The organism is Stappia sp. (assembly GCF_040110915.1).
Classification (GTDB): Bacteria; Pseudomonadota; Alphaproteobacteria; order Rhizobiales; family Stappiaceae; genus Stappia.
Map to the genome: position 1 here is coordinate 3,461,631 of NZ_CP157793.1, position 22,149 is coordinate 3,483,779.

Below are 22,149 nucleotides of genomic sequence, written 5' to 3' on the forward strand. Positions count from 1 at the left end.
GTGGCGCGTCGCACGCTCAGCGCCCCGAACGGATGTGCTGCAACAGCGCGACGGAGGCGTAGCCGTCGGGGATCAGGCCGGCCGCGCGCTGATAGGCGCGAATGCCCCGCCGGGTCGCCGGTCCGACCCGTCCGTCGACCGATCCGACCGAGAAGCCGCGCCGGTTCAGGAGCGCCTGCAGGTCCTTCGTCTGCGCCCGGTTCAGCGGCAGCGCGTCCCGCTGCCAGGGCTGCGCGAAGGGACCGCCGCCGATGATCCGGTCGGCCAGATGCCCGACCGCGAGCGCATAGGCCGTGGCGTTGTTGTAGCGCTTGATCACATAGAAATTGCGCAGCATCAGGAACGCGGGCCCCGAGGCCCCGGCCGGCAGCACCAGAACCGCATCGTCGGAGGGACGCGGAAACTCGCGATCGTTGGTGCGCGTCACGCCGAGCCGCCGCCAGTCGGCCAGCGTCATTTCCTCGTCGACATTGCCGTAGTCGAAGCCGCGCGGCAGCCGGACCTCGTAGCCCCAGGTCTTGCCCGTGCGCCAGCCGTGCCGCTTCAGGTAATTGGCGGTCGAGGCGAGCGCGTCGGGAATGTTGGTCCAGATGTCGTGACGCCCGTCGCCGTCGTAGTCGGAGGAATACTGCTTCCAGCTGGAAGGCATGAACTGGGTGTGGCCCATGGCCCCGGCCCAGGAGCCTTCCATGCTGTCGGGCTGCACGTGTCCGGCATCCAGGATCTTGAGCGCCGTCACGAGTTCGCGGTTCCAGAAGTCCTTCCGCCGAGGCGCCGCGTAGGCGAGCGTGGCGAGGGCGCGCACCACATAGTGCTTGCCCATGAAGGAGCCGTAGTTGGTCTCCATGCCCCAGATGGCCACCACCGCCTCGCGGTCGACGCCGTAGCGCCGTTCGATCTCGGCCAGTTCGCGGGCATAGGTCGCGAGCATCTCGCGCCCCTTCTCGACGCGGGTGTCGGACACGGCTGTGTCGAGATACTCCCAGATCGGCTTGACGAATTCCGACTGCCTGTCCATCAGCCGGATCGTGTCGGGATCCGGGGTCACCCCGGCGAAGGCGCGGCGGTAGGTATCGCGGCCGACGCCGGCATCGCGCGCCACCGGCCAGAAATTGTCGACCCAGCGGTCGAAGGCGGCATCGGCGCTGGCCGGCGCCCCCGGCGCGGCGGTCAATGTGGCGCCCAGCGCCAGGATCCCGCCCCAGGCGGCCACGCGCTTGCGCAAGCCGGCACCCGGTCGCCACCGCGCCCGCGCGGCCCGCGCGGGCTGCATGCTAAGGCTGGAAAAACGCGAAACAATCATCCCAACTCCCGGTGCTTTCCCTCGTCAGCGGATCGCCTGCGATCCATGACCCGCGCCCCCCGGCGCCCGTAACGTAAATGGCGTTCAATGCCGGAACCGCAATCCGGCCTCGATCTGGTTTTCGCTGTAGCCCGCGCCCTGCGACGACGACAGGAACCGGCGGAACGTATAGCGCCCCGTCAAGGCGACATTGCGGGTGACCGCCCATGTCAGCCCGGCGGTGGCGTTGGCCTCGTCCTCGGTCAGCACGATGCCGGTGTAGTCGCGGCGCGAGTACCCGATCCCGAGCTCGCCGGCGAGCGCATCGGAAAACCCGTGCGCCAGCCGCAGATCGCCGGAATAGATGACCGAGCCGGGCGTTCCGTTGAGTGTCGACGGCGCCAGCGCGGTCGACAGGGTGCCGGTGACGGTGGTCAGCCGCGTCGGCGACCACACCAGCGACCCGTCGACGGTCAGACCCTCGAGCTTCGCAAGACGCCGGTCGTCGAGCGTTTCGCTGCGCCACCCCAGGCCGATGTCGCCGCTGATCTTGCCGCCGTTGTCGAAGGCCACGCCGGCGCGCAGCTCGTAGCCGCTGGAGTTGCGGTCGGCGCACAGCGTCAGGTCGCGGCACTGCTCGAAGTAGTGGCGCTTGAACAGGCTGCCTTCCGCGAAGGGCTGGAGGCTCGCCCCCGTCTGGGCGTCGAGACGCAGCGTCGCGGTATAGAGCGCATTGTCGCGCTCCCGGCTCGTGCCCGTGTTATCGCCGCCCGAGTAGACCGTGGAATCCACCCGCCCGCGCAGTTCCGCGCTGACCAGGCCGAGCGACCGGCGCAAGCCCAGAGACCCGCCGAGTTCGTGAATGTCCCGCCCCTCGTTGACCGCTTCCGCCGACCCGCGATCCTCCAGCGTCAGCGCGTAGCGCGCGGTCGTTTCCAGTTCGGTCCGCTCGCTGAGATCGAATTGCAGCCGGGCATCGGCGTTCATCGTCGGATCAGCGTCCAGATCGCTGTCGGGATAGCCGGTGTAGCTGCCCCGGAAGTTGAAGCCGAAACTGTGGCGCGACCAGTCGGACTGCAGCCTGAGCGCCGGCGCGATGCGATAGAGCGAGCCCGAAGATCCGCCCGCCGAGCCCGCAACATTGTCGCTCCAGCCGAGCGTCGTGATGAGTTCGGGGTAGAGCAGGAACGAGCCTGCGCGCAGGCCCTGTGGCGCGTCGCGGCGCGTCTCGCCGTCGTAGACCTCCAGATCGAGCGTCCCGCCGCCGCCGTTCGGCGCGCGCCGCTGCACGGCCCGGAGGCGTTCGGAAAAGGGCTGAAGCGGACGGACGCGACCGACCTCGGCCAGCGGCTCGATCCGCTCGCCGGCATCGCCGACCGGAACGCGGGCGGTGTCCGCGCCGCGCAGGCCCTCGGCGGTCTCGGCGTCCTCCGCGTCCTGCGGATCGAGCGGCGCGCGCACGCCGCCGGCCTCGAACCCGCCGCGCAGGTCGACGTCCTGCGCCTGAACCACAGGCACAGCCAGCACGGAAGCGAGAAGAAAGACGGCCAAGCGTGACATGAACGACAACCGGTCAGGGGCGGCGGCGCACGGGCCTCCGCAATCGAAGCGATCATGATTTGTTAAGGTTAATGGAGCGTTGACGCCGCCGACCGCCTTTGCGCGCCGGCCGCACCCGTCGGAGCGCCGGAGCGCAAGGCTCGGCCGGGTTGCCGCACGGTCGGAATGGGTCTAAAAGGACGGCTTGATTTCAGAATTTCCACGCTCGGAGCATTGCAGAATGAGTGCGCCTTCGTCAGAGACGGACCGGTCCGCGGTGTCTTCGCCACGCCTGTCGGCGCTGCGCACGATCGACACCGGCGTGGCCGGGCTGCGCAGCCTGCGCGATGCCCTGGCCAACGGCCTGTCGGAGCCTTTCGCGCGCGCGGTCGAGACGATCGCCGCGGCGAGCGGCCGGGTGATCGTCACGGGCGTGGGCAAGAGCGGTCATGTCGGCGCCAAGATCGCCGCGACGCTCGCCTCCACCGGCACGCCGGCCTCCTTCGTGCACGCCACCGAAGCGAACCACGGCGATCTCGGCATGATCACCGACCGGGACGTGGTGCTTGCGCTCTCCTGGTCCGGCGAAACGCAGGAACTGGCGGCCACCATCGCCTACACGCGGCGTTTCAAGGTTCCCCTCGTCGCCCTCACCTCGCGCGCGGACAGCGCGCTCGGGACGGCGGCCGACATCGTGCTCGCCCTGCCGCGCGCCCAGGAAGCCTGCCCGCACGGGCTTGCGCCCACGACCTCCACGCTGCTGCAGATGGCGCTTGGCGACGCGCTGGCGATCACCCTGCTGGAAGCCCGCGGGTTCACCGCCCAGGACTTCAGGACGTTCCACCCCGGCGGGCGCCTCGGCGCGAGCCTGCTGCGCGCCCGCGACATCATGCACACCGGCGAGAAACTGCCGCTCGCGACCGCGGGCACGCTGATGCGCGACGCCATCGTGCTGATCACCCAGAAGGGCTTCGGCGTTCTCGGCATCGTCGACGAGGGCGGACGGCTGATCGGCATCATCACCGACGGCGACCTGCGCCGTCATCTGTCGAGCGATTTCCTCGACAAGACCGCGGAGCAGGTGATGACCCGCGATCCCCGCCGCATCCAGGGCGACCTGCTGCTGGCGGCGGCGATGGAGTTCATCAACCGCTCGTCGATCACCTCGGTCTTCGTGGTCGAGGACGACCGGCCGGTCGGCATCATCCACCTGCACGATCTGCTGCGCCACGGCGTCGCGTGAAACGTGCAGGATAGTTAACGCCCTGTTTACCTTAACGAATTTTAACCCGGGCCCGACCCCGGGTTCGCGCCGCGCTTAGGGATTGATTAGCCCGGCACGCCCTATCATCGCCTCCGTTCCCGGTCGTCAGGACCAGCTCCGGAGCATGACAGGACCATGGATCTCAGTTCTATCATCGGCATCATTGCCGCCTTCACCGTTGTCGTGATCGCCATCCTCCTCGGCGGCAACATCACGCAGTTCATCGACGTCCCGTCGATGCTGATCGTGCTGGGCGGCGGTTTCGCGGCAACGCTCGTGCGCTTTCCGCTGGCCGGCATCGGCAGCGCCTTCGTGGTCGGCAGCAAGGTCGCCTTCACCCACAAGAAGGTGAGCCCGCGCGACCTGATCGAGGAAGTCACCAGCCTCGCGGACACGGTGCGCAAGTCCGGCCCGCTCGGTCTGGAGAATGTCGAGGTCAGCGACCCGAACCTGGCCAAGGGCGTGCAATATATCGCCGACGGCTACGAGGCCAGTTTCATCAAGGACACGATGGAGCGCGAGCGCGATCTCTACCTGGAGCGGCTTTCGGAAGGAAAGCGCGTGTTCAAGGCGCTCGGCGATTCCGCGCCGGCTTTCGGCATGATCGGCACGCTGGTCGGTCTGGTGCAGATGCTTGCCACCATGGACGATCCCTCCACCATCGGCCCGTCGATGGCCATCGCGCTGCTGACGACGCTCTATGGCGCGCTGATTTCCAACGTGGTCTGCCTGCCGCTGGTCGACAAGCTCGATTCCAAGTTCGACGTCGAGGAGGTCAATCAGACCCTCGTCATCGACGGTGTGATGCAGATCCGCGAGAACAAGAGCCCGGCCCTGATCCGCGACATGCTGGTCGCCTACCTGCCCGAAAAGCAGCGCGCGGAGCTCGCCGAAGCGGCCTGACGGGGCACGCGGCGGACAGGCACGCGCCGGACGAAGAGGGCGAAAGGACACCAACGTCATGGCCAAGAAGAAGCAAGCTGGCGGCGGCGCCCCGGAGTGGCTGGTCACCTTCGCGGACCTGATGTCGCTGCTCGTCTGCTTCTTCGTGCTGATCATCTCCTTCTCGATCCAGGACAAGCAGAAGCTTCAGGTCGTGGCCGGCTCGATGCGCGAGGCCTTCGGCGTGAAGGAACAGTCGCGCCGCACCGGGGTGATCGAGATCGAGGGCATCCCGATCCGCGACTACATGAAGGACATCACCCAGGTGCCGGAGGAACTGGATTCCGACTTCTCCGAGGAACGGCACGAAAAGCGGCGCAAGCAGGGCCCGGAGGCCAACACGCACGACACGCGCGAGGCCGACATCGAAAAGCCGCGCCAGTTCGCCACCGCCGCCGCGTCGCTGCGCCAAGCCTGGCAGGAGATGCCGGACATCACCGAAGTGTCCAACAACATCATTCTGGAAGAGACCGACGAGGGTCTGAACATCACGCTCGTCGACCAGGACGGACGCTCGATGTTCCCGGAAGGGTCGAAGTACCCGTATGAGATCACCCGGCGGCTGCTGGCCAAGATGGCCCCGGTGATCGCGCGCATGCCGAACCGCATCGAGATCACCGGCCATACCACATCCGGCGGCGCGGCGATCAACCCGAGCTACACCGCCTGGGAACTGTCCGCCGACCGGGCCAATGCCGCGCGCCAGATCCTGTCGGAATACGGGATCCCGCCGGAGCGGTTCTACGGCGTCGTCGGCAAGGCGGATACCGAGCCGCTGTTTCCCAACGACCCCTATCTGGCGGCCAACCGCCGCATCGGCATCCTCCTGATGAACGAGGCGCCGCCGCTGCCGGCCGGCCATAATCCCTGAACCAGTGCCCGGAGGCGTCCGCCTGACACGGCGCCAACGCGTGCGACCGGGCGGGCCCGCCGGGGACCGGCGTCATGCGATCACCCCCCGGCGGGGGCTTTCGGATCCGGCGCGACGACGAGCACCGGCCCGTCCAGTCCGTCGACCCGCACCCGCGTTCCGGCCGGACAATCCGGACCGGTCACCCGCCAGATGGTGTCGTCGATGCGAAGGCGTCCGTCGCCCTGCGCGATCGGCTCGTCCAGAACGAACACCCGCCCGACGAGACGGCTGCCGCGCCGGTTGAGGGACGGATCGCCCTCGCTGTCGGCGCGCTGACGCATCAGCATGCGCCCGACCAGCAGGCTGGCGAGCGACAGCACCCCGAACAGCACGATTTCCGCCTGCCAGGCGATGTCCACGAAGAGCGCGAGCGTGCCGACGACCAGCGCGGAGACGCCGAACCACAGGAAGAAGGTTCCCGGCGCCATCACCTCCAGCCCGAGCAGCAGAAGACCGACGATCCACCAGGTCCAGGGCCCGAGCTCGAGGATGATGCGTTCCACGATGCTCATCATGCGCCGTCTCCGCCCTCCCGCGCGCCGGTCTCCGGCACGGTCGGCTTGCGACGGCGCTGCGGGGTTTCGCCGCCGAAGGCTTCCCTGGCGATCTCCGCGATGCCGGAAAGCGACCCCAGCACGGCGGTCGTCTCGGTCGGCAGGATCAGGAGCTTCTGGTTCGGCGATCCGGCAAACTGGCCCAGCGCCTCGACATATTTGTTGGCGACGAAATAGTTGATCGCCTGCACGTCACCGGCGTCGATCGCCTCGCTCACCATGCGGGTGGCATTGGCCTCGGCCTCGGCGGCGCGTTCGCGCGCCTCGGCATCGCGGAAGGCGGCCTCGCGGCGCCCCTCCGCCTCCAGGATCAGCGACTGCTTCTCGCCTTCCGCCTGCAGGATATCCGCCTGACGCTTGCCCTCGGCCTCCAGGATGGCGGCGCGCTTGTCGCGCTCCGCTTTCATCTGCCGGCCCATCGCCTCGACGAGGTCGCGCGGCGGGTTGATGTCCTTGATCTCGATGCGCGTCATCTTGATGCCCCAGGGCGCGGCGGCGGCATCCACGACCCTGAGCAGGCGCGCGTTGATCTCGTCGCGGTTGGACAGGAGTTCGTCGAGATCCATCGAGCCCATGACCGAACGGATGTTGGTCATCGTCAGGTTGAGGATCGCGTTCTCCAGACCCGCGACCTCATAGGCGGCGCGCGCGGCGTCCAGTACCTGATAGAAGGTCACGCCGTCGGCCATCACCGTGGCGTTGTCGCGGGTGATCACCTCCTGCGAGGGAACGTCGAGCACCTGCTCCATCATGTTGATGCGGTGACCGATGCGGTCGACGAAGGGGACGATGAAATTGAGGCCGGGCGACAGCGTCTTGCGATAGCGGCCGAAGCGCTCGACCGTGAAGGCGAAGCCCTGCGGGACAGTCTTGACCCCGGAGAAGACGACCAGAACGGCCAGGACGAACAGGACGACGACGAGGATGTCGAAGCCGACAACTCCCTCCAGCATGAGCGCTCTCCCTGTGCGCGGCCGCCCGAAAGGCTCCGCGGTCGCGCCGGACCGGCACGCCGCCCCGCGCGGCGCCGCTCACCCGGCGATGCGCCAAGAGATGTACGCGCTTGCGCGCCCGGCGCAAGGCTGGAGTTTCAATGTCCGTCCGAAAAGACCGCAAACATCGTCCGCCGCGCGGCCATGACCGGGGCGTGCGGAGCCGAGCCGGGAGGCTCGGACCGGATCAGATCCAGCCCGACAGTTCCCGCTCCACGATGGTCCGGATGACGTCCATCCCCGGTTCGCTGTCGTTCAGGCAGGGGATATGCGCGAAATGTTCGCCGCCGTGTTCCTCGAAGATCTCGCCCGCCTCGCCGGCGATTTCCTCCAGCGTTTCCAGACAGTCGGCGACGAAGCCCGGGTTGACGATCGCCAGCCGCTTGACGCCGGATTCGGCGAGGCTTTCCACGGTCTTGTCGGTGTAGGGCTGCAGCCATTCCTCGGGCCCGAAGCGGGACTGGAAGGTGATCTTCAGCTTGTCTTCCGGCCAGCCGAGCCGCTCGCGCAGCAGCCGCGTCGTCTTGTGGCAATGGCAGTGATAGGGATCGCCCTTCTTGAAGTAGGACTGCGGAATGCCGTGATAGGAGGCGACCACGAGTTCCGGCTCGAAGTCGAGCCCGGCAAGGCTCGTCTCGATGGAGGTCGCCAGCGCGTCGATATAGACGGGATCGTCGTGATAGGGCGGCACGGTCCTGAGCGCCGGCTGCCAGCGCAGCTTGGTCAGTTCCTGGAACACCACGTCGTTGACGGTCGCGGTCGTGGAGGCCGAATACTGCGGGTAGAGCGGAAACACGAGCAGCCGCTCGCAGCCCTGGTCGCGCAGATACTCCAGTCGCGAGGGGATCGACGGATTGCCGTAGCGCATCGCCCAGTCGACCACGACCGGCCCATCGTCATCAGCGATCGCCTCGGCGAGCTTCGCGGCCTGGGAGCGCGTGATCGTGCGCAGCGGCGACTCGTCGAGCTCCTTGTTCCAGATCTCCTCATAGGCCTTGCCCGACTTGGTCGGGCGCGTGTTCAGCACGATGCCGAAGAGGATCGGGTACCACAGCGCCTTCGGCCATTCGATGACGCGCTTGTCGGTCAGGAACTGCTTGAGATACTTGCGCATGTTGCGGAAGTCGGTGCCGTCGGGCGTCCCCAGATTGACCAGCAGCACGCCGATCTTTCCGGCTTTCACCTTCGGGTGATCGGCCGGCAGGCGAATGCGGCGCATCTCCCTGGCGCGGTCCGTCTGATCCTGGGCAGGTTCCTGGTCGATGACGCTCATGCTGTCCATGGGGCTCCCGATCGCGTTGTCTTGCTCCCGCGCGGCACTTAAGGCGGCCACGGGCGTTTGTCCACACTCATGCTGTCATACGCAGGCACGGGCGGAAAAGTTTTGTTTCCACCGCGACAAGCTGACACAGCGCGACGGCATGGCAAAACAGGATCGCGAAGCGGCGTCGTTAACGCATCCTTGAAGCGATCCTGTCAGAACTCACGAGGTCGAAGATCGCCGCGTCCGCGCGTCCATCGGGAGGAGTTCGAACATGGCGCCGCCGCTTGCCCCGCCGTCCCGTTTGCCCACCTCGATCCTGCTGATCGACGACAGCGCCTTCACCCGGCGGCTGGTGCGCGGCATGCTCCGCTCCATCGGCTACACGCGCATCACCGAGGCGCCGAGCGGGCGCGCCGCCCTGCGCTCTCTCAAGACCCATCCGGTCGACGTGATCCTGCTCGACTGGCGCATGCCGCAAGGCGGCGGCGCGGAGGTGCTGGCGCGGGTGCGCGCCTCCGACACCCCGCGCACCGCGGTCACGCCGGTGATCATCATGTCCGCCCATGTGGATATCGCGTTGCTGCAGCAGGCGGCGGAACTCGACGCAAGCTCGGTCATCGTCAAGCCCTTCTCCGTCAGCATCCTGAAATCCCATGTCGATGCCGCACTCGGACAGGTGGACGCCAAGGCGGCGCCGCTGCTGGAAGCGCGGCGTGCTCCGGCCGCCTCGCCCGCGCAGCCGGAGGCTGAGCCCGCTGCGCATCCGCGCGCCGCGCCCGGCGAGTTCGACGACACGGAGATCGTCTACCTCTAGAGCAATTTCAGCAAAGGCCGGAGACTCGTGCGCTCGCGAAATTTCTTGAAGACAAGGACATTAAGCATTTCGAGTGAGTCAGCATTCCCGAGAAATGCTCCAGGTCGACCCCCGAGCTGACCGCGCGCCGGGCGGCGTCGTCAGTTCGGCCCGTAGCGCTCCGCCACCTTGAACCAGAACTCGACGATCGTGTGCAGCGCCTCGCTCATGCCCACCAGACTGTCGGCCTTGGTCACAACCGCATTCGCCCCGGCCGCATAGGCCCGGCGGATGGTGACCGCGTCGTCCGCCGTGGTGAACACGCAAACGGGAATGGCCCCGAAGACGGCATGTTTGCGCAACCGTGCGAGAAACTCCGTGCCGCTGAGCACCGGCAGGTTCAGATCGAGGAGAACGAGATCGGGCGGCGCCTCCCCGGCGGCGCTGATCCGCTCGAGTTCGCCAAGGGCCGCGTGCCCGTTGTCGACGGTGGTGATGGCCACCGGGATCGGCGAGGTCTCGAGCGCCTTCACGATGATGCGCACGTCGTCCGGGTCGTCCTCCACCAGGAGGATGGCCGCGCCCTGACCGTCCTGCTCGCCACCCTTCATGCCGACCGCTCACCCCTCTCGGCATCGCCGCAGTGCCAAAGGATTGGATAGGACGGCGAATGGTTACAAAGCAAGAGAAACGTTTCACGGCCCTGGCAGGCGTCCGCAAGGCGCCGAAGGCCAGGTCCCGGGCGGCGACAAGCGAGGGGTCAGAAGGCGGGACGGCTCAGCCGTCGTAGGCGCGTTCGTCGGAAATCACCTTGCCATCGTTGGGCAGAGCGCCGGTCTCGACGCGCGCGACCGACCCGCCGAGCTTGGTGACCTCGCGCAGGGTCGCGACCAGCGCGGCATCGAGCCCCTCGGCGGCGGCCTCAGTTTCATAGAGAAGACGCATCGCGTCCTGCTCGCCGTGGCGCTCGACAACGAGCCGCGCGCGCACGACCTCGGGATGGCGCGCGATCAGCTGCGCGATCTGCTTGGGATCGACGAACATGCCCTTCACCTTGGTGCGCTGGTCGGCGCGGCCCATCCAGCCCTTGAGCCGCATGTTGGTGCGCCCGCAGGGCGAGCGGCCGGGCATCAGCGCGGAGAGATCACCGGTGCCGAAGCGGATCAGCGGGTAGGTCCGATCGAAGCTGGTGACCACGAGCTCGCCGACCTCCCCCTCGGGCACCGGCGTGTCCGTGCCCGGCCGCACAATCTCCACGATCAGGTTCTCGTTGACGATCATGCCCTCGTCCGCCGCGCTCTCATAGGCGATGACGCCGAGATCCGCGGTGGCATAGGCCTGCAGCACCGCCACGCCCCGGTCAGCGTATTCCGCGCGCAGGCTGGGGAACAGCGCCCCGCCGGAGACGAGCGCCTTCGTCACGCTCGACGCGTCGCGGCCCATCTCGTCGGCCTTGTCGAGCAGCACCTTGAGATAGTCCGGCGTGCCGGCATAGCCGACGGGCCTGAGGGTGGCGAGCGCCTCGACCTGACCTTCCGTGTTGCCGACGCCGGCGGGAAACACCGTGCAGCCGAGCGCCCGCGCCCCGTGATCGAGGATGAAGCCGCCCGGCGTCATCTGATAGGCGAGCGCCACATGCACCAGATCGCCGGCGCGAAAGCCCGCGGCGAAGAAGGCCCGCGCGCCGTTCCAGGGATCGGCGCCCGCGCCCTGCGGCTCCCAGACCGGGCCCGGCGACATGAACACCCGGCCGCCGGAGGCCGCGGACGGCACGGCGAAGCCGCCGAACGGCGGGGTCTTCGCCTGCGCCGCCATCAGGTCCGGCTTGCGCAACACCGGCAGCTTCGCGAGCGCGGCACGGTCGCGCAGCCCTGCGGGATCGACGCCGGCGAGATGCTCCGCCCAGCCCGGCGCCCCGGCCATCGCATAGGCGACATGATCGGGCAGCCGCGCGAACAGGTCGGCCTCGCGTTGCGCGGGATCCTGCGTTTCAAGGTCGTCGAAATGCTCGCTGCTCATGGCTCAATCCCTTGCGGTAGTCTGGCGACACCCGGCCGCGCGCTGGACACAAGCCCCCCGTGGCGGGACCGCGCCCGCGCGGCATGGCGTGCGAAACCGGCAGGCGCGACGGCGGCTCAGGCGAGCCAGCGCTTGCGCCGCTTATAGTGTTTGACGTTTCGGAAAGACTTGCGCCCCTCTCCGCCGACGCCGAGGTAGAACTCCTTGACGTCCTCGTTCTCGCGCAGCGCGGCGGCATCGCCATCGAGCACGATGCGACCCGATTCCAGAATGTAGCCGTAGGTGGCGTAGCGCAGCGCGACGTTGGTGTTCTGCTCCGCCAGCAGGAAGGAGACGCCCTCCTTGGCGTTGAGCTCCTTCACGATCTCGAAGATTTCCTCCACCAGCTGCGGCGCCAGCCCCATGGACGGCTCGTCGAGAAGGATCATCTTCGGCCGGCTCATCAGCGCCCGGCCGATGGCGCACATCTGCTGCTCGCCGCCGGAAGTGTAGCCGGCCTGGCTGCCGCGCCGCTCGCGCAGGCGCGGGAAGTAGGCATAGACCTTCTCCAGGTCCTCGCGGATCGCGGCATTGCCGTCGCGACGGGTATAGGCGCCCGTCAGCAGGTTTTCCTCGATCGTCAGATGGCCGAAGCAATGCCGGCCCTCCATGACCTGGATGCAGCCGCGCTTCACCAGATCGTTGGGCGACAGGGCCTGCACCTGATCGCCGTCGAAGACGATCGATCCCTTGGTGACGTCCCCGCGCTCGGCCCCGAGCAGGTTGGACACCGCCTTCAAGGTGGTGGTCTTGCCGGCGCCATTGGCCCCGAGGAGGGCGACGATGCCCCCCTCGGGAACGGTGAGCGAGACGCCCTTCAACACCAGGATGACATGATCGTAGATCACTTCGATGTTGTTCACCGAAAGGATGGGATCAGCGGACGTCTCGGTCATTTTCGGCTCCACGTTGCCGGAACTGCGATCGTCGCAAGGACGATCAGTTGCAGTCCCGCGGCGTGATGTTGTTCTCGGTGGCATAGGCCATGGCGTCGGCCTCGATCAGCGGGGTGATGACCTCGCGGTCCGGCTCGATCCCGGTCGCGACCACCTTCCAGTTGCCGGCCGCGGCGTCCCACTGCTGGATCAGCACCGTGCCCGGGTCGGAATGCACCGCGCAGGACAGTTCCACCGGGTAGGTGAAGTTGGGCAGACCAAGTTCGGCGAGCCGCTCCTCCGTGACGTTGAGCGCCTCCAGGCCCTCGCGCACGTCCTTGCCGGTGATCTCGTTGGAGCCCTTGATCTCCATGGCCTTGCGGATCGCCTCGACGGTCCACACGGCGGCGATGAGACCGCGGTTATAGAGCACTTCGCCGACACGCTCGCGCTCGCCCGCGCCCTTGTTCGCGTCGTAGACGGTCTTGAGGATCTCCTGATGCAGCGGGAAGTCCGCGCCCGGCGCATGGAAGGTCGCCGAGAGATAGCCGTTGGCGCCCTCGCCGGCCGGCTGCACGTCATGCTCGGACCCGGCCCACCAGTTGCCGACGAAGCGGTCCATCGGGAAGCGGATGGACGAGGCTTCCTTGACCGCCACCTGGTTCATCACGCCCCAGCCCCACATGAACACCCAGTCGGGCTGCATGCGGCGGATCTGGAGCCACGTGGCCTTCTGCTCCTGGCCCGGATGGTCGACCGGCAGCAGCTCCAGGGTGTAGCCATGCTTCTCGGCGAGCTTTTCCAGCGTGCGGATCGGCTCCTTGCCGTAGGCCGAGTTGTGATAGACGAGCGCGATCGTCTTGCCGGACAGGTTTTCCGCCCCGCCTTCGATCGCCGCCGCGTAGTTCACCATGCCCGACGCCGCGTCCCAATAGGTGCTGGGGAAGTTGAACACCCAGGGGAACACCTTGCCGTCGGCCGCCGAGGTGCGGCCGTAGCCCATGGTGAACAGCGGGATCTCGTCGACCGACGCCTTGGGGATCAGCTGATAGGTGATGCCGGTGGACAGCGGCTGATAGACGAGCGCGCCGCTCTCGCCCTGGCCCTTGGTGTTCTCGTAGCACTCCACGCCCTGCTGGGTGTTGTAGGCGGTCTCGCACTCCACGAGATTGATCGTGGCGCCGTTGATGCCGCCGTCGCGCTCCTGGAGAAGCGTGAAATAGTCGGCGTAGCCGTTGGCGAAGGGAATGCCGCCCGGCGCGTAGGGACCGGTGCGGTAGACGAGCGAGGGGATCGTCAGTTCATAGGCTCCCGCCGGCGTCGCCACCGACGTTGCGGCCACCGGGGCAGCCACCGCGAGAGCGGCCAGACCGGCTGTGAGATATGTCAGTTTCATGCTGTTTCCTCCCATGGAACACAAGCTTTCAGGTCAGTCTCGCAAGCGGCGTTGTGGTTGGTTTGGTTCGCGCCGCCGCGCTTGGGATCCCGCCGGGACGGGACCCGTCAGTAGGGGAAGGGCCACATCCTGAGCTTCTCCTTGGCGATCTGCCACAGCCGGGCGAGGCCATGCGGCTCGACGATCAGGAAGAAGATGATCAACAGGCCCATCAACAGGATTTCCACGTGCTTGGCCGTGACCGGCATCATGCCGAGACCGTCGACCATGCCGTTCTTCAGCAGGATCGGCAGCAGCACCAGGAAGGCCGCGCCCATGAAGGATCCGACGATCGAGCCGAGCCCGCCGATGATCACCATGAACAGCACCAGGAAGGACACGTTGATGCCGAACACTTCGCCCACCTCGACCGCGCCGAGATAGACGGAAAACAGCAGCGACCCGGCCATGCCGACATAGAAGGAGGACACCGCGAAGGCCGACAGCTTGGTCATCAGCGGACGCACGCCGATCAGCTCGGCGGCGATGTCCATGTCGCGGATCGCCATCCAGTTCCGGCCGATGCGGCCACGCACGAGGTTCTTGGCGATCAGCGCGAAGACGGCCAGGAAGGTCAGGCAGAACAGGTATTTGACCCAAGGCTCGGCGGCCGGCCCGGTGAGCGCGTAGCCGAACATCATGCGCTCCGGCGCGGTGATCTGACCGGTGGCGGAATAATTGTAGAACCAGCCCACCTTGTTGAACAGCCACACCAGGAAGAACTGCGCGGCCAGCGTCGCGACCGCCAGATAGAAGCCCTTGATGCGCAGGGATGGCAGGCCGAACATCGACCCGACCGCCGCCGTGATGCCGCCCGACAGGAGCACCACGAAGATCATGTTCATCTCCGGAAAGGCGGTCATCAGCTTGTAGGACGCATAGGCGCCCACCGCCATGAAGCCGCCGGTGCCGAGCGAGATCTGCCCGCAGTAGCCGACGAGGATGTTCAGCCCCAGCGCGGCCATGCCGTAGATCAGCAGGGGCAGCAAAATGGCGTTGGCCCAATAGTCGTTGACCACGAAGGGCACCACCAGGAAGGCGAAGGCGACGAAGGCCCACACGACCCACCGGTCCTGCGCGATCGGGAAGATCCCCTGATCGGCCGTATAGGACGTCTTGAATTGGCCGGCTTCACGATAAAGCATGGAATTCTCACCCTGTTTGAGGGACGCCCGGCGTCACACGCGTTCGATGATCTTTTCGCCGAACAGCCCTTGCGGCCGCACCAGCAGGAAGGCGAGCGCCAGCATGTAGGCGAACCAGTTCTCGATCGCGCCGCCGACGTAGATGCCGACGTAGATCTCCGCGAGCTTCTCGCCGACGCCGATGATCAGCCCGCCGACGATGGCGCCGGGAATGGAGGTGAAGCCGCCCAGGATCAGCACGGGAAGCGCCTTGAGCGCGATCAGCGACAGCGAGAACTGCACGCCCGATTTCACGCCCCACATGGTGCCCGCGACCAGCGCCACGAAGCCGGCCACCGACCACACGATCACCCAGATCGTCTGCAGCGAGATGCCGACCGACAGCGCCGCCTGATGGTCGTCGGCCACCGCGCGCAGCGCCCGGCCGATCCGCGTCTTCTGGAAGAACACCGCCAGGAAGGCGACCAGCACGGCGGCGACGCCGGCGGCGAACAGTTCCAGCTTCTCGATGTAGATGTTGAAATTGTCGAGCATGAAGTCGGAGGCGCCGGTCGGCAGGCCGATGTCGATCACCTTGACGTCCGACCCCCAGAGGATGTCGCCGACGCCTTCCAGCACATAGGCGAGCCCGATGGTCACCATGAACAGGATGATCGGCTCCTGGTTGACCAGATGGCGCAGCACGAAGCGCTCCACCATCCAGGCGACCAGCACCATCACCCCGATGGTCAGCACGAAGGCGATCGGCCAGGGCACGCCCGTCTTTTCCATGATGCCGGCGAAGGTCAGCGCGGCGAACAGGCACATCACCCCTTGCGCGAAGTTGAAGATGCCTGACGCCTTGAAGATCAGCACGAAGCCGAGAGCGACCAGCGAGTACATCACCCCGGCCATCAGGCCGGACAATACGGTTTCGATGAAGAACGACATGTCGCGCTGCCCCTTAATCTTCGTGCGGAACGCCGAGATAGGCGTCGATCACATCCTGGTTGGCCTGCACCTCTTCCGGCGGGCCGTCCGCGATCTTGCGTCCGTAATCCAGGACCACGACGCGGTCGGACAGATCCATCACCACGCCCATGTCGTGCTCGATCAGCGCGATCGTGGTGCCGAACTGCTGGTTCACGTCGAGGATGAAGCGGCTCATGTCCTCCTTTTCCTCGAGGTTCATGCCCGCCATCGGCTCGTCGAGGAGCAGCAGCTCCGGCTCCATGGCGAGCGCCCGCGCCAGCTCCACCCGCTTCTGCAGGCCGTAGGGCAACCGCCCAACCGGCGTCTTGCGGATCGCCTGGATCTCGAGAAAGTCGATGATCTCCTCGACCTTCCGGCGGTTCTCGTTTTCCTCGTCGAGCGCCGGCCCCCAGTGCAGGCACTGCCAGAAGAAGTTCTTCTTCATCTTCAGCCCGCGCCCGGTCATGATGTTGTCGAGCGTGGTCATGCCCTTGAAGAGCGCGACGTTCTGGAAGGTGCGGGCGATGCCGTTGCTGGCCGCCTCATAGGGTTTCATCTTGCGCCGCACCTTGCCGCGCCACGTGATCGTGCCCTCCTGCGGGTGGTAGAAGCCGTTGATGACGTTGAGCATCGACGTCTTGCCGGCGCCATTGGGGCCGATGATGGCGCGCACTTCGCCCTTCACGATGTCGAAGGAGATGTCGGTGATCGCCTTCACGCCGCCGAAGGACAGCGACACATTGTCGACGCGCAGCAGCACGTCGCCGCCCGACAGGCCCGAATGGCCCGCCGTGCTGGCGGGATCGACAAAGGCACTCATTCGGCCGCCTCCTTCAGGTTCGCGCCCGAGGCGGGATAGGGGGTCATGTCGCGGATCTCCACCGTCGCCTCCAGAGACCCCTTGCGCCCGTCCTCATAGGTGACCTCGGTGCGCACGTGCTTGGAGGTGGAGCCGTCGTAGAGCGCCTCGATCAGCGGGGCGTAGCGTTCGGCGATGAAGGAGCGGCGGACCTTCTGCGTGCGGGTCAGCTCGCCGTCGTCGGGATCGAGCTCCTTGTGCAGGATCAGAAAGCGCCGGATCTGGGCGCCCGCCATCATCGGCTCGCCGGCCAGGTCCCGGTTCACCTGATCCACATGCTCCTGGATCATCTGATAGACCTGCGGATGCGCCGCCAGTTCCTGATAGGACGCGTAATTGACGTTGTTGCGCTCCGCCCAGGAGCCCACCGCCGTCAGGTCGATGTTGACGAAGACGGCGCAATAGTCGCGCTCGTGACCGAAGGCCACGACCTCCTTCACATTGGGGAAGAACTTGAGCTTGTTCTCGATGTATTTCGGGGCGAACAGCGCACCGTCGTTGAGCTTGCCGACGTCCTTGGCGCGATCGATGATCTTGAGGTGGCCGTTTTCGGTGATGAAGCCGGCGTCGCCGGTCAGCACCCAGCCGTCCTCGGTCTTGGTCGAGCGCGTCGCCTCCTCGTTCTTGTAGTAGCCGACGAAGACGCCGGGCGAACGATAAAGCACCTCGCCGTTGTCGGCGATCTTCACCTCGACGTCGATCGCCGGCGTGCCGACCGTATCGCCGTGGATCTCGCCGTCCGGCTGCATGGTGATGTAGACGCTGGCTTCGGTCTGGCCGTAGAGCTGCTTCAGGTTGAGACCGAGCGAGCGGTAGAAGCGGAAGATTTCCGGGCCGATCGCCTCGCCGGCGGTGTAGCCGACCTTCATGCGGGAAAAGCCCATCTGGTTCTTCAGCGGCCCGTAGACGAAGATCTCGCCGAGCTTGTAGAGCAGCCGGTCCTTGAAGCCGACGCTCTCGCCGTTGAGCAACGGCTCGCCGACGCGCCGGGCATGCTCCATGAAGACGTCGAACATCTTCTTCTTCAGTTTTCCGGCATCCTCCATGCGCACCATGATGTGCGTCAGCAGGCCCTCGAAGACGCGCGGCGGCGCGAAGAAATAGGTCGGCGCGATCTCGCGGCGGTCGGAGAGCACGGTCTCCAGGCTCTCCGGGCAGTTCACGCAATAGCCGGCGGTATAGGCCTGGGCGAGCGAGAACACGTGGTCGCCGATCCACGCCATCGGCAGATAGGCGAGCGTTTCTTCCGTCTCGTCGAGCTTGTCGAAGGCGTTGCCGTTGCGCCCGGAGATCACGAGATTGTCGAAGGACAGCATCACGCCCTTCGGACGCCCCGTGGTGCCCGAGGTGTAGAGCATGACGGAGATGTCCTCTCCCTTGGTGCGGGCGATGCCGTCAAGCCACGCCGTCTCGCGGCCCGGGTCGGCGGCGAGCGCCTGGCGGCCGGCGTCCTGCATCGCCTCGAAGGAATGCAGCCGTGTGTGGTCGTAGTCGCGCAGCCCCCGGGGATCGTCGTAGATCACATGCTCCAATCCCGGCACTTCCTGCGAGATGGACAGGACCTTGTCGACCTGTTCCTGATCCTCCACGCAGGCGAATTTCACCTCCGCGTGGTGCAGCACATAGGCCATCTCCTCGGCGACGGAGTCGGCGTAGATCGGCACCGGAACGCCGCCGAGCGACTGGACGGCGACCATCGACCAGTACAGCCGGGGCCGGTTCGCGCCGATGATCGCGACCTTGTCGCCGGCGCGAAAGCCGATATCCTGCAAGCCGATGGCGAAACTGCGGATCTCCTCCAGCACCTCCGCCCATGTCCATGCCTGCCAGATTCCGAGATCCTTCTCGCGCATGGCCGGCCGGTCGGCAAAGACCTTGGCGTTGCGCAACAGGATTTTCGGAAAGGTGTCCTCGTCGAGGCGCTCGACGACGGGCGACCCTGCCATTGCGTTTCTTCCCCTCTTTGCGCCCCGGTTAGTCCAGGGTCACGATAATTTCAGCGCTATCAGACTATCATCTGTCGGCCGGATCAACCCTTTCTCTCTTTTCGAAGAATAGGGCGCGATTGACGCGACGGAGCGCATGTGCGTCACGGTAGGTCGCCTGCATTGCGTCAGTATGATCGAATTGTGTCGAACCGTTTCAATCGCCCCGTCCCGGCGCCGGTTTTTCGTTCACCCGCTCGATCCGCTCGGCTAGACTTTGCCCATGTCGAACCCCGTCGAGACCGCAGCCCAGAACGAAGCCCGGGAGCCTGCCGGCGCGGATGTCAGCCGCGACCGTCTCGATTTGCTGCAGGCGGCGCTCGACCACATCAACCAGGGCTTTTCCGTCTTCGACGCCAATCTGGAGCTGGTCGGCTGGAACCGCCGGCTGTTCGAGCTGCTGGACTTCCCCCGCCATCTGGCGCGCCGCGGCACCCACATCGAGGCGTTTCTCCGGGTCAACGCCGAGCGCGGCGAATATGGCGAGGGCGATGTCGATGCGCTGATCGCGCGCCGGGTGGAGCGGGCGCGGCTGTTCGAGCCGCACACCTTCGAGCGCGTGCGCCCGGACGGGCAGGTGGTTCTCATCAGCGGCGCGCCGCTGCCCGCCGGCGGCTTCGTCACCACCTACACCGACATCACGCGCGAGCGCGAGCACCAGGCGACGCTCGAGCGTACGGTCGCCGAGCGCACCCGCCAGCTGCGCCAGAGCGAGGACTGGCTCCGCCTCGTCACCGACAATATCCCCGCGCTCGTCGCCTATCTCGGCCCCGGTCCGGTCTATCGCTTCGCCAACCGCCGCTACGCCAAATGGTTCGATCAGACGGTGGAGTCGATCATTGGCAAATCGGCCGAGGAGGTCATCGGGCCGGATCTCTATCCCGAGATCGGTCCGCAGATCGAAAAGGCGTTTCGCGGCCACGCGGTCGCCTACGAGTATTCCCGCGCCCGCCCGGACGGGCGTCTGGCGCACATGCGTTCGACTCTCATCCCCGACCGCACCCTCGACGGCCGCACGCTCGGCTGTTTCGTCCTGTCGCTCGACGCCACCGACCAGAAGCGCAGCGAGACGGCGCTCGCCCACGCCCAGCGCATGGAGGCCGTCGGCCAGCTCACCGGCGGGCTCGCCCATGACTTCAACAACCTGCTGACCATCATCATCGGCAACGTGCTGGCGCTCCGGCGCAAGGCGGAGGCACCCGCCATGCCGGACCTCACCGCTCATCTCGATCCGATCTTCCAGGCCGCGCAGCGCGGCACCGATCTCACCCGGCGGCTGCTCGTCTTCGCGCGCGGCGACGCGCCGGACATGAAGCCTGTGCGCCTCGCCGCGCTGATCGCCAACATCGAGGCGCTTCTGTCGAAGTCGCTGCCGCGCACCATCGCCTGGCGCTGCGACCTGCGCGACACCGAGGTGGTTGCCCGCGCCGATGCGGGCGAGTTGGAAAACGCACTGGTCAACCTCGTGCTCAACGCCCGCGACGCCATGCCGGACGGCGGCGAGATCGCGCTGACGCTGACCCGCCGGACCCTCACCGAGGCGGAGGCCGACCGGGCCGGCGTGGCCCCCGGCGCTTACGCGGAAATCCTTGTGTCCGACACGGGCGTGGGCATGAGCGATGCGGTGCGGCGTCAGGCCTTCGACCCGTTCTTTTCCACCAAGCCCTTCGGCACCGGGAGCGGGCTCGGCCTGCCGACGGTCTACGGCTTCGCGCGGCGCGCCGGCGGCGGCATCGCGATCGACTCCGCGCCGGGAAAGGGCACCGACATTCGCCTGCTGCTGCCCGCGCTCGGGCCCGAAACGCCAACCGAGGACCCGGCCGACGTCAGCGCGTCGGCCACCGGCAAGGGCGAGTTGATCCTGCTGGTCGACGACGATGCGGATGTGGCCAATGTCGTGCGCGACCAGCTGTGCGACCTCGGCTACACGGTGCTGGTGACCGGCGACACCGGCGATGCGCTCGATCTGGTGCGCGACGTGGACGACATCCGCGCGGTCCTGTCGGATATCGTGATGCCCGGTCAGTTGAGCGGGCTGGCGCTTGTGCGCGAGGTGCATCGCCTGCGCCCGGGCCTGCCGGTCGCCCTGATGAGCGGCTATCGCCAGGGCCCCAACCGGGAAACGGGCCAAGGTACGGGGCAGGGTACGGGTCCCGGGGAAGCCCGTGCCGGTTGTCCGGTCCTGTCGAAACCCTTTACAACACGTATGCTTGCCAAGACCGTCAGCGGGATTCTCGCATCATGACACATCCCGATCCCGTCTCCGCACGCGAGGCGGGCGCGACCGATCCGGATGGCGCGCGCGTCTTCATCATCGAGGACGACGGCGACATCCGCGACCTTCTGTGCGACACGCTGCGCACCTATCGGTTCGCGCCCGTCGCCTTCGCGACCGCCGAGGCCGCCCTCAGCGAACTCGCCGCCGATCCGCCGGCCGCCGTGATCCTCGATCTCGGATTGCCGGACATGGACGGGATGGATGCGATCAACCGCATCCGCGCGCGCGGGCCCGTTCCCATTCTGGTGCTGTCGGCGCGCGCCCATGCCTCCGACCGGATCATGGGGCTTGAGTTCGGCGCCGACGACTATGTCGTCAAACCCTTCGATCCGCGCGAGATCGTGGCGCGCGTCCGCTCGCTGCTGCGCCGGGCAAGCCCGGCGCCGGCCGCCGGCGTGCGGGATGCCGGCGACAGGGTCGCGCGGTTCGCCGGCTGGCGCTTCGAGCCCGAGTCGCACCGCCTGCTGGCGCCCGACGGCGAGGAAAGTTTCCTGTCGACCGGCGAGGCGGCGATCCTGACGGCCCTGCTGCGCGCGCCCAAACGCGTCCTGTCGCGCGATCACCTGCTGGAGCACGGCGGACGCGACGACACCCTCGATCGGGCGATCGACGTGCGCATTTCCCGCATCCGCAAGAAGCTGACCCGGCCCGACGAACCGCCGCTGATCCGCACGGTCTATGGCTCGGGCTACATGCTCACCGCCCAGGTCACCTGGAGCGACGGCTGAGCCGGCCGGCCGAAAGCCGCATCCGCAACCGCCCCTCGTCGGCGCCCGTCCACGCTCAGTGACAGTGGTACGGCTGCGATCCGGCATGGCAGCATTTGCCCGGAGGGCTGTCCTTTCGACAGCCGCCGCCGTGCGCATGCACCGACACGGTGGCGAAGGCCAGCGCAAGACCCGCGAGGCAGACGAGACTCCAGCGTTTCATGACATCCCCCTTGGAAAGGGGACCATCAGAAAACGGATCCGATCCGGTTCAAAATACTTTCTTCGACCACACCGGGCGCGCCTCCTGCGG

At 66.9% G+C, this 22,149-nt stretch carries 20 protein-coding genes; 6 read left to right on the plus strand and 14 right to left on the minus strand.

What is annotated here, in order from left to right:
* Positions 1 to 16: 16 nt before the first annotated feature.
* Positions 17 to 1,303: a lytic murein transglycosylase gene (locus tag ABL312_RS15435; RefSeq protein WP_349358292.1), complete on the minus strand. Its 1,287-nt coding sequence runs from the start codon at positions 1,301 to 1,303 to the stop codon at positions 17 to 19.
* Positions 1,304 to 1,387: 84 nt separating this feature from the next.
* Positions 1,388 to 2,842: an outer membrane beta-barrel protein gene (locus ABL312_RS15440; RefSeq protein WP_349358293.1), complete on the minus strand. Its 1,455-nt coding sequence runs from the start codon at positions 2,840 to 2,842 to the stop codon at positions 1,388 to 1,390.
* A 220-nt stretch (positions 2,843 to 3,062) separates the two neighbouring features.
* On the opposite strand from ABL312_RS15440, the gene ABL312_RS15445 reads away from it, so the two are divergent.
* From ABL312_RS15445 to ABL312_RS15455, 3 genes are all read left to right on the plus strand, one after another.
* Positions 3,063 to 4,064, plus strand: coding sequence for a KpsF/GutQ family sugar-phosphate isomerase (locus ABL312_RS15445; RefSeq protein ID WP_349358294.1), 1,002 nt, complete (start codon positions 3,063 to 3,065; stop codon positions 4,062 to 4,064).
* Between the two features lie 156 nt (positions 4,065 to 4,220).
* Positions 4,221 to 4,988: a MotA/TolQ/ExbB proton channel family protein gene (locus tag ABL312_RS15450; RefSeq protein WP_349358295.1), complete on the plus strand. Its 768-nt coding sequence runs from the start codon at positions 4,221 to 4,223 to the stop codon at positions 4,986 to 4,988.
* A gap of 58 nt (positions 4,989 to 5,046) precedes the next feature.
* A complete protein-coding gene (locus tag ABL312_RS15455) occupies positions 5,047 to 5,898 on the plus strand; it encodes a flagellar motor protein MotB (RefSeq protein ID WP_349358296.1) in 852 nt (283 codons plus the stop codon).
* An 80-nt stretch (positions 5,899 to 5,978) separates the two neighbouring features.
* On the opposite strand, the gene ABL312_RS15460 is transcribed toward ABL312_RS15455, so the two are convergent.
* The 3 genes from ABL312_RS15460 to hemH form a co-directional block, all read right to left on the minus strand.
* Positions 5,979 to 6,446, minus strand: a complete 468-nt coding sequence (locus ABL312_RS15460; protein WP_349361427.1) for an NfeD family protein — start codon at positions 6,444 to 6,446, stop codon at positions 5,979 to 5,981.
* Positions 6,447 to 6,451: 5 nt separating this feature from the next.
* Positions 6,452 to 7,447 (minus strand): SPFH domain-containing protein, encoded by a 996-nt coding sequence (locus tag ABL312_RS15465; protein WP_349358297.1) that lies wholly within the window; start codon positions 7,445 to 7,447, stop codon positions 6,452 to 6,454.
* 226 nt (positions 7,448 to 7,673) lie between these two features.
* Positions 7,674 to 8,705, minus strand: coding sequence for a ferrochelatase (hemH, locus tag ABL312_RS15470; protein ID WP_349361428.1), 1,032 nt, complete (start codon positions 8,703 to 8,705; stop codon positions 7,674 to 7,676).
* 316 nt (positions 8,706 to 9,021) lie between these two features.
* Here hemH and ABL312_RS15475 point away from each other — a divergent pair, with 316 nt between their 5' ends.
* Positions 9,022 to 9,564 (plus strand): response regulator, encoded by a 543-nt coding sequence (locus ABL312_RS15475; RefSeq protein WP_349358299.1) that lies wholly within the window; start codon positions 9,022 to 9,024, stop codon positions 9,562 to 9,564.
* A 140-nt stretch (positions 9,565 to 9,704) separates the two neighbouring features.
* Here ABL312_RS15475 and ABL312_RS15480 read toward each other — a convergent pair whose 3' ends face one another.
* The 8 genes from ABL312_RS15480 to ABL312_RS15515 all read right to left on the minus strand — a co-directional run bounded on the left by ABL312_RS15480 (position 9,705) and on the right by ABL312_RS15515 (position 18,812).
* Complete coding sequence (locus ABL312_RS15480; RefSeq protein WP_349358300.1) at positions 9,705 to 10,154, minus strand: response regulator; 450 nt, start codon at positions 10,152 to 10,154, stop codon at positions 9,705 to 9,707.
* 166 nt (positions 10,155 to 10,320) lie between these two features.
* On the minus strand, positions 10,321 to 11,562 hold the full coding sequence (locus ABL312_RS15485) for a phenylacetate--CoA ligase family protein (RefSeq protein ID WP_349358301.1): 1,242 nt from the start codon (positions 11,560 to 11,562) through the stop codon (positions 10,321 to 10,323).
* A gap of 116 nt (positions 11,563 to 11,678) precedes the next feature.
* On the minus strand, positions 11,679 to 12,497 hold the full coding sequence (locus ABL312_RS15490; protein ID WP_349358302.1) for an ABC transporter ATP-binding protein: 819 nt from the start codon (positions 12,495 to 12,497) through the stop codon (positions 11,679 to 11,681).
* A gap of 43 nt (positions 12,498 to 12,540) precedes the next feature.
* Positions 12,541 to 13,872 carry an ABC transporter substrate-binding protein gene (locus ABL312_RS15495; protein ID WP_349358303.1) on the minus strand — a complete coding sequence of 444 codons (1,332 nt, stop codon included), beginning with the start codon at positions 13,870 to 13,872 and terminating at the stop codon, positions 12,541 to 12,543.
* Positions 13,873 to 13,979: 107 nt separating this feature from the next.
* Positions 13,980 to 15,056, minus strand: coding sequence for a branched-chain amino acid ABC transporter permease (locus ABL312_RS15500; protein ID WP_349358304.1), 1,077 nt, complete (start codon positions 15,054 to 15,056; stop codon positions 13,980 to 13,982).
* Positions 15,057 to 15,089: 33 nt separating this feature from the next.
* Complete coding sequence (locus tag ABL312_RS15505; RefSeq protein ID WP_349358305.1) at positions 15,090 to 15,986, minus strand: branched-chain amino acid ABC transporter permease; 897 nt, start codon at positions 15,984 to 15,986, stop codon at positions 15,090 to 15,092.
* 13 nt (positions 15,987 to 15,999) lie between these two features.
* Positions 16,000 to 16,827, minus strand: a complete 828-nt coding sequence (locus ABL312_RS15510; protein WP_349358306.1) for an ABC transporter ATP-binding protein — start codon at positions 16,825 to 16,827, stop codon at positions 16,000 to 16,002.
* Positions 16,824 to 18,812, minus strand: a complete 1,989-nt coding sequence (locus ABL312_RS15515; protein WP_349358307.1) for an AMP-binding protein — start codon at positions 18,810 to 18,812, stop codon at positions 16,824 to 16,826. Before ABL312_RS15515 ends, ABL312_RS15510 begins: the two co-directional genes overlap by 4 nt.
* A gap of 262 nt (positions 18,813 to 19,074) precedes the next feature.
* Between ABL312_RS15515 and ABL312_RS15520 the strand changes: the two genes are divergently transcribed.
* Both ABL312_RS15520 and ABL312_RS15525 read left to right on the plus strand, forming a co-directional pair.
* Positions 19,075 to 21,096 (plus strand): PAS-domain containing protein, encoded by a 2,022-nt coding sequence (locus ABL312_RS15520; RefSeq protein WP_349358308.1) that lies wholly within the window; start codon positions 19,075 to 19,077, stop codon positions 21,094 to 21,096.
* Positions 21,093 to 21,857 (plus strand): response regulator transcription factor, encoded by a 765-nt coding sequence (locus ABL312_RS15525; RefSeq protein WP_349358309.1) that lies wholly within the window; start codon positions 21,093 to 21,095, stop codon positions 21,855 to 21,857. Before ABL312_RS15520 ends, ABL312_RS15525 begins: the two co-directional genes overlap by 4 nt.
* Positions 21,858 to 21,912: 55 nt before the next feature.
* On the opposite strand, the gene ABL312_RS15530 is transcribed toward ABL312_RS15525, so the two are convergent.
* Positions 21,913 to 22,059 (minus strand): hypothetical protein, encoded by a 147-nt coding sequence (locus tag ABL312_RS15530; protein ID WP_349358310.1) that lies wholly within the window; start codon positions 22,057 to 22,059, stop codon positions 21,913 to 21,915.
* Positions 22,060 to 22,149 lie beyond the last annotated feature (90 nt).

Bases quoted from the DNA above. Each gene is read 5' to 3' on its own strand.
- ABL312_RS15435 (WP_349358292.1), bottom strand. From the start codon at position 1,303: ATGATTGTTTCGCGTTTTTCCAGCCTTAGCATGCAGCCCGCGCGGGCC.
- ABL312_RS15440 (WP_349358293.1), bottom strand. From the start codon at position 2,842: ATGTCACGCTTGGCCGTCTTTCTTCTCGCTTCCGTGCTGGCTGTGCCT.
- ABL312_RS15445 (WP_349358294.1), top strand. From the start codon at position 3,063: ATGAGTGCGCCTTCGTCAGAGACGGACCGGTCCGCGGTGTCTTCGCCA.
- ABL312_RS15450 (WP_349358295.1), top strand. From the start codon at position 4,221: ATGGATCTCAGTTCTATCATCGGCATCATTGCCGCCTTCACCGTTGTC.
- ABL312_RS15455 (WP_349358296.1), top strand. From the start codon at position 5,047: ATGGCCAAGAAGAAGCAAGCTGGCGGCGGCGCCCCGGAGTGGCTGGTC.
- ABL312_RS15465 (WP_349358297.1), bottom strand. From the start codon at position 7,447: ATGCTGGAGGGAGTTGTCGGCTTCGACATCCTCGTCGTCGTCCTGTTC.
- hemH (WP_349361428.1), bottom strand. From the start codon at position 8,705: ATGCGCCGCATTCGCCTGCCGGCCGATCACCCGAAGGTGAAAGCCGGA.
- ABL312_RS15475 (WP_349358299.1), top strand. From the start codon at position 9,022: ATGGCGCCGCCGCTTGCCCCGCCGTCCCGTTTGCCCACCTCGATCCTG.
- ABL312_RS15480 (WP_349358300.1), bottom strand. From the start codon at position 10,154: ATGAAGGGTGGCGAGCAGGACGGTCAGGGCGCGGCCATCCTCCTGGTG.
- ABL312_RS15485 (WP_349358301.1), bottom strand. From the start codon at position 11,562: ATGAGCAGCGAGCATTTCGACGACCTTGAAACGCAGGATCCCGCGCAA.
- ABL312_RS15490 (WP_349358302.1), bottom strand. From the start codon at position 12,497: ATGACCGAGACGTCCGCTGATCCCATCCTTTCGGTGAACAACATCGAA.
- ABL312_RS15495 (WP_349358303.1), bottom strand. From the start codon at position 13,872: ATGAAACTGACATATCTCACAGCCGGTCTGGCCGCTCTCGCGGTGGCT.
- ABL312_RS15500 (WP_349358304.1), bottom strand. From the start codon at position 15,056: ATGCTTTATCGTGAAGCCGGCCAATTCAAGACGTCCTATACGGCCGAT.
- ABL312_RS15505 (WP_349358305.1), bottom strand. From the start codon at position 15,986: ATGTCGTTCTTCATCGAAACCGTATTGTCCGGCCTGATGGCCGGGGTG.
- ABL312_RS15510 (WP_349358306.1), bottom strand. From the start codon at position 16,827: ATGAGTGCCTTTGTCGATCCCGCCAGCACGGCGGGCCATTCGGGCCTG.
- ABL312_RS15515 (WP_349358307.1), bottom strand. From the start codon at position 18,812: ATGGCAGGGTCGCCCGTCGTCGAGCGCCTCGACGAGGACACCTTTCCG.
- ABL312_RS15520 (WP_349358308.1), top strand. From the start codon at position 19,075: ATGTCGAACCCCGTCGAGACCGCAGCCCAGAACGAAGCCCGGGAGCCT.
- ABL312_RS15525 (WP_349358309.1), top strand. From the start codon at position 21,093: ATGACACATCCCGATCCCGTCTCCGCACGCGAGGCGGGCGCGACCGAT.
- ABL312_RS15530 (WP_349358310.1), bottom strand. From the start codon at position 22,059: ATGAAACGCTGGAGTCTCGTCTGCCTCGCGGGTCTTGCGCTGGCCTTC.